This window comes from Nonomuraea sp. NPDC003201, assembly GCF_053590415.1.
Window position 1 is genome coordinate 1 of the sequence record NZ_JBSFTC010000526.1, and the last position, 5,143, is coordinate 5,143.

The following is a 5,143-nucleotide window of genomic DNA, read 5'->3' on the forward strand; positions in this document are numbered from 1 at the left end:
GCCGTACGCAGGCTGATCGCCACGGCCACCGCCTCCTCGTCGTCCAGCAGCAGCGGCGGCAGCGCGGCGCCCACGCCGAGCCGGTAGCCGCCGGCCACGCCGGGGGTGGCGTCCACGGGATAGCCGAGCTCGCGCAGCCGCTCGATGTCGCGCCGCACGGTGCGCAGCCCGACCTCCAGCCGTTCGGCCAGCTCGGCGCCGCTCCAATCCATGCGCGACTGGAGCAGGGACAGCAGGCGGAGCAGCCGCGCCGAGGTCTCCAACATGAGGATGATTCTGCCGGGCATCGGTGCCAGAACCTGTCACCAATCCCTTCTACCGTCGCAGACATGACGAACCGCGGCATCGCCCCCTATCGCATCGACATCCCGCAGGCCGACCTCGACGACCTGCGCGAGCGCCTCCGGCGTACGCGCTGGGCCCCCGAGCTGCCCGGCACCGGCTGGGAGCGCGGCGTGCCCACCGGCTACCTGCGCGACCTGGCCGCGTACTGGGCCGACGGCTTCGACTGGCGCGCCCAGGAGGCGGCGCTGAACGCGTACCCGCAGTTCACGACCACGGTCGACGGCGCGGACGTGCACTTCCTGCACGTCCGCTCCGCCGAGCCGGAGGCCACCCCGCTGCTGCTCCTGCACGGCTGGCCCGGCTCGGTCGTCGAGTTCCTCGACGTCATCGGCCCGCTCACCGACCCGGTCGCGCACGGCGGCGCCGCCGAGGACGCCTTCCACCTGGTCATCCCGTCGCTGCCCGGCTACGGCTTCTCGGGCCCGCTGCCCGGCGCCGGCTGGACGGACGGCCGCACGGCGGCCGCGCTCGTGGAGCTGATGTCCCGGATCGGGTACGAGCGGTACGGCGTCCAGGGCGGCGACGTGAGCGCCTTCATCGCTCCCCTGATGGGCCGGGCCGCGCCGGACCACGTCATCGGCGTGCACGTCAACGGGCTGCTCACCTTCCCCGACCCGGCCGTGATGGGCACGCTGAACGAGGCCGAGCAGGCGCGGATGGCCGGGATGCGGGAGTGGCAGGACAAGCTCGGGGCGTACATGCAGCTGCACGGCACCCGGCCGCAGACCCTCGCCGCCGCGCTGCACGACTCGCCGGCCGGGCAGCTCGCCTGGATCGTGGAGAAGTTCAAGGACTGGACGGATCCCGAGGCGAAGCTGCCCGAGGACGCCGTGGACCGCGACCGGATCCTCACCGACGTCAGCATCTACTGGTTCACGCAGACGGCGGGGTCGACCGCGCACACGTACTACGAGCGGTTCAACGACTTCAGCGCGTGGGCGCCCAAGGAGCGGGGCACGGTGCCCACCGCGGCGGCCGTCTTCCCGACGGACTTCTCGGTGCGCCCGCTGGCCGATCGGGTGCACCACGTGGTGCGCTGGACGGAGTTCGGCCGCGGGGGCCACTTCGCGGCGCTGGAGACGCCGGACCTGCTGGTGACGGACCTGCGCGAGTTCTTCGGCCGGCTCCGCTAGGGCAGCTCGGCGAAGCGCTCGATCTGCTCGGTCCGGCCGGAGACGAGGACGACGTCGCCGTAGGACAGCTCGGTCTCGGCGGTGGCGTAGGTGAACTCCTCGCCCGGCGCCTTGACCGCCACGATGGTGACGCCGTACTTGCGGCGCAGGTTGGAGCGGCCGAGCGGGACGCCGACGTATTCCTTGGGCGGGGTGGTCTTGGCCAGCGCGAAGTCCTCGTCCACCTGCATGTAGTCGAGCATGCGCCCGCTCACCAGGTGGGCCACCCGCTCGCCCATGTCGTGCTCGGGGAAGACAACGTGGTGAGCGCCGATGCGGCTCAGGATCCGGCCGTGCTGGGTGCTGATCGCCTTGGCCCAGATGTCGTTGATCTCCAGCTCGACCAGCAGCGACGTGGTGAGGATGCTGGCCTCGATGTCGCCGCCGACGGCCACCACCGCCTGGTAGAAGTCGGGCACGCCGAGCTGGCGCAGCGCCTCCATGTCGGTGGCGTCCGCGGTCGCGATCTGCGTGATCCGCCCGGCCAGGCTCTGCGTGACCTTGGGCCGGTGGTCGATGGCCAGGACCTCGGTGCCGCGACGGGTCAGCTCCAGCGCCAGCGACGTGCCGAACCGGCCGAGGCCGATGACCACGACGGGGTTGTTGTCAGCCAACGATGACTCGCTCCTCGGGTAGCTCGTAATGTCGGGAGCGCTGGTTGAGCGCCAGCGCGGAGCCCATGGTGAGCGGGCCGATCCTGCCGATGAACATCAGCACCGTCAGCAGCAGGTGACCGGCCACGCCCAGGCTCGGGGTGATGCCGGTGCTCAGCCCCGCCGTGCCGAACGCCGCGACCACCTCGAACAGCACCTGGTCCAGGCCGTGCGGGGTGAGCGCGAGCAGCACGTACGTGGACGCGGCGACCAGCGTGACGCCCAGCACCGTGATCGTGACGGCCTGGCGCTGCGTGGCCTCGGGAAGCCTGCGGTGGCCGATGTTGACCCGGCTCTCGCCGCGCACCTCGGCCCAGACGACGAACGCCAGCAGCCCGAACGTGGTCACCTTGAGCCCGCCCGCCGTGCCCGCGCTGCCGCCGCCGATGAACATCAGCACGTCGGTGGCCAGCCAGCTCGACGGGTACATCTGGGAGATGTCCAGGGTGTTGAACCCGGCCGAGCGCGGCATGACCGCGGCGAAGAACGCGGCCAGCAGCTTGCCGGGATCGTCGAGCGCGCCCAGCGTGCGGGGGTTGCGCCACTCGGTCATCAGGAAGACCAGGGTGCCCAGCACCAGCAGGGTGACGCTCACGCCCACGGTGACCCGGGTCAGCACGCTCCACTTGCGCGGGTGCCGCCAGGAGCGGGCCAGCTCGAACACCACGGGGAAGCCGAGCCCGCCGACGATGACCGCGAGCGCGATGGTCAGGCATATCCACGGGTCGGCGACGAACCGCATGAGGCTGTCCGGCCAGAGCGCGAACCCGGCGTTGTTGAAGGCCGTGACCGAGTGGAAGGCGCCCAGGTAGGCGGCCCGGCCCAGCGGCTCGCCGTACCCGATGGCGAAGCGGGCGGTGAGCACGACGGCGGCGACGGCCTCGCACACGAGGCTGAACAGGACCACCTTGCGCACGACGCGGCGCACGTCGCTCATGCTCAGCGTCTTGGTCTCCGCCTGCGCCGCGATCCTGGCCCGCAGCCCGAGCCGGCCGGAGACGAGCAGGGTGAACAGGGTGGCCATCGTCATGATCCCCAGCCCGCCCACCTGCACGAGCCCCGCGATCACCACCTCCCCGAACACCGACCAGTGCGACTCGGTGTCCACGATCACCAGCCCGGTGACGCAGACGGCCGAGGTGGCGGTGAACAGGGCCACGACCCAGTCGGCGGGCGCGCGCTCGGTGGTGGCGATCGGGAGGGCCAGCAGCACGGTGCCGATCCCGATGGCCAGCACGAACCCGGCGGCCACGACCTGCGCCGGGTGCCGGAAACGGGTCAAGAACGACGGCATCATGCTCATCACCTGGCCCCGCAACACAGGTCACGCATCGAGAGCGCCCTCCCCCATCGAACCCCAGCCGACATCCCAGCCGACCAGACTTCCCGGCGCACCGCGCACTACCGTAACAGGCCCGGGTGGCGCCGGCGCACTTACACGTCCTTGACGCGAACCCCACGCGCCCTTGACGACCCGGCGGCGGTGGGTGCGACGTAGGCTGGGCGCCGGAGGCCACTGATGCGCGCACGCGATCTCGCCGTCGACTTCCCGACGGTCACTCTGGACACCCCGGCGCTGGAAGCCGCGAAGCTCCTGGCGGAGCAGGACCTGCCCGGGCTCATCCTCGTCGACCCCGACGGGCGCCCCCTCAGCATCCTGCCCGGCACCCAGGTGCTGCGGCTGGCGGTGCCCGCCTACTGCCAGGACGACCCCGCGCTGGCCCGGGTGGTGGACGAGGCCCACGCCGACCTGTTCCTGCGGCGGCTCGGGGGCAGGACCGTGCGGGAGTGCCTGCCCGAGCAGCCGAAGGAGCTGCCGGTGGCCGATCTGAAGGCGACCGTGCTGGAGCTGGCGGCGTTGATGGCGCGGACGCGCAGCCCGCTGGTCGCCGTGGTCGACGGGGGCCGGCTGGTGGGGGCGGTCACGCTGCAGTCGCTGCTGGACCACGTGCTGGAGCTGTGACCCGCGCGGCGTCGTAGGCTGGTCGCATGGCCAAGACCGCGGCACGACAGCCCGTACCCGCCCGGCGCGCGGACGCCGAGCGCAACATCGCCGCGATCCTCGAAGCCGGCACCAGACTGCTCAGCGCCGACCCCACGGCCAGCGTGGCGGACGTCGCCAAGGCCGCCGGGGTGGGCCGGGTGACGCTGTACGGCCACTTCCCGTCGCGCGAGGCGCTCGTGGACGCGGTGCTCGACCACGCGGTCGAGGTGGCGGACGGGGTGCTGGCGGACGACTCGCTCGACACGGCCCCCGCGCCCGAGGCCATGGCGCGGCTGCTGCGCTCGTCGTGGGAGGTGCTCGACCGGCACCGCCGGCTGTTCCTGGCCGCCGACCGGGTGCTGGCCACGGAGCGGATCAGGGAGCACCACGAAAGGCCGCTGCGGCGGGTGGAGCGGCTCATCGTGCGCGGGCAGCGCACGGGCGAGTTCCGTACGGACCTGCCGTCGGGGTGGCTGGTGACGACGTTCTTCTCGATCATCCACGCCGCCGCGCAGGAGCGTGAGGCGGGGCGGCTGGCGCCCGAGGAGGTCGAGCTGGTGCTGACCATGACGATGCTCTCGCTGCTCGCTCCCACCCGGCCGTAACCCTACCGGCCCTGACCGCGGGCTCTCGCGGCCCTTCAGCATGCCCTACCCACGTATGGTTCCTGCGTGCTAACTTGAACATCAGTGTTCAAGTTAAGGAGGGTATCCGATGAGCCTTGATACGGCTCCCGCCGGGCGGCGCACCGGCGGATGGGGTGTGCTGGTGCTGCTGTGCCTGGCCCAGTTCATGCTGATCGTGGACATCACCGTCGTACAGGTGGCCTTGCCGACCATCGGCGAGGATCTCGCGCTCGACCGCGAGTCCCTCACCTGGGTCGTGACCACGTACACGCTCTGCTTCGGCGGGCTGATGGTGCTCGGCGGGCGGCTCGCGGACGCGCTCGGCGCGCGCCGCACGCTCCTGGCGGGCCTGGGGCTGTTCAC

General features: G+C 71.9%; 7 protein-coding genes. 4 read left to right on the forward strand and 3 right to left on the reverse strand.

The window, feature by feature from the left end; all coding sequences use genetic code 11:
• Positions 1-266, reverse strand: a 266-nt coding sequence (locus ACWDX9_RS59765; protein ID WP_449972686.1) for a helix-turn-helix transcriptional regulator, incomplete at its 3' end; no start/stop codon positions are given.
• 63 nt (positions 267-329) lie between these two features.
• Here ACWDX9_RS59765 and ACWDX9_RS59770 point away from each other — a divergent pair.
• Positions 330-1,478: an epoxide hydrolase family protein gene (locus tag ACWDX9_RS59770; RefSeq protein ID WP_449972689.1), complete on the forward strand. Its 1,149-nt coding sequence runs from the start codon at positions 330-332 to the stop codon at positions 1,476-1,478.
• Here ACWDX9_RS59770 and ACWDX9_RS59775 read toward each other — a convergent pair.
• Positions 1,475-2,131, reverse strand: a complete 657-nt coding sequence (locus ACWDX9_RS59775) for a potassium channel family protein (protein ID WP_357753897.1) — start codon at positions 2,129-2,131, stop codon at positions 1,475-1,477. The two genes, ACWDX9_RS59770 and ACWDX9_RS59775, sit on opposite strands and share 4 nt — an antisense overlap.
• Positions 2,124-3,464, reverse strand: coding sequence for a TrkH family potassium uptake protein (locus ACWDX9_RS59780; protein WP_449972699.1), 1,341 nt, complete (start codon positions 3,462-3,464; stop codon positions 2,124-2,126). Before ACWDX9_RS59780 ends, ACWDX9_RS59775 begins: the two co-directional genes overlap by 8 nt.
• 225 nt (positions 3,465-3,689) lie before the next feature.
• Between ACWDX9_RS59780 and ACWDX9_RS59785 the strand changes: the two genes are divergently transcribed.
• The 3 genes from ACWDX9_RS59785 to ACWDX9_RS59795 all read left to right on the forward strand — a co-directional run.
• Positions 3,690-4,133: a CBS domain-containing protein gene (locus tag ACWDX9_RS59785; protein ID WP_350727734.1), complete on the forward strand. Its 444-nt coding sequence runs from the start codon at positions 3,690-3,692 to the stop codon at positions 4,131-4,133.
• Between the two features lie 26 nt (positions 4,134-4,159).
• The gene (locus ACWDX9_RS59790; RefSeq protein WP_449972693.1) at positions 4,160-4,759 is read left to right on the forward strand and encodes a TetR/AcrR family transcriptional regulator; all 600 of its coding nucleotides are present in this window, start codon (positions 4,160-4,162) and stop codon (positions 4,757-4,759) included.
• Between the two features lie 109 nt (positions 4,760-4,868).
• The coding region (locus tag ACWDX9_RS59795) for an MFS transporter (protein ID WP_449972696.1) at positions 4,869-5,143 on the forward strand (275 nt) is incomplete at its 3' end.